Origin of the sequence: Cupriavidus sp. KB_39, from assembly GCF_052114485.1 — a bacterium.
In the GTDB taxonomy this organism is placed as follows: Bacteria; Pseudomonadota; Gammaproteobacteria; order Burkholderiales; family Burkholderiaceae; genus Cupriavidus.
The window spans coordinates 1-383 of record NZ_JBFREV010000243.1 but is presented as its reverse complement, the minus strand read 5'-3'; the positions used below and the strand labels follow the sequence as shown (position 1 = coordinate 383).

Genomic DNA, 383 nt, shown 5'->3' with positions numbered 1-383 from the left:
GGTTCTGGGGGGCGTAGGCCGCCCACAGGCCGAAGCGCCCGGCCCGATCCAGCGCGCCCACCGAGATCGAACTCGACGCCCCGTAGCTGATGCCGTCCTGCTGGCGCAGCCGGTCCGCCAGCCGGCTGCGCATGCCGGTGCCGCCGAGCACGCGGCTGGCGACCAGCAGCAGGGGGTAGTCGGGCGAACCGTCGACGAGGTCGATCGGCAGCGACGCCAGATAGACCGCGTTGGCCTTCCCCGGCGTCTCCAGCGTGAAGCTGGCCGCCGGAATCGCGTAGAACGGGCGCTCCACGCGCTCGAACGGCACCTGCGCCCGCCAGTCGCCGAACAGGGCGGTGGCCTGCCGCACGGCCTCATCGGCCGGCATCGAAATCGCCGAC

Annotated in this window: 1 protein-coding gene; it reads right to left on the bottom strand. The window is 73.1% G+C overall.

Annotation, left to right across the window (positions count from 1 at the left end):
• The coding region (locus tag AB4Z27_RS29765) for an insulinase family protein (RefSeq protein WP_441646081.1) at nt 1-370 on the bottom strand (370 nt) is incomplete at its 3' end.
• Nucleotides 371-383: the final 13 nt, after the last annotated feature.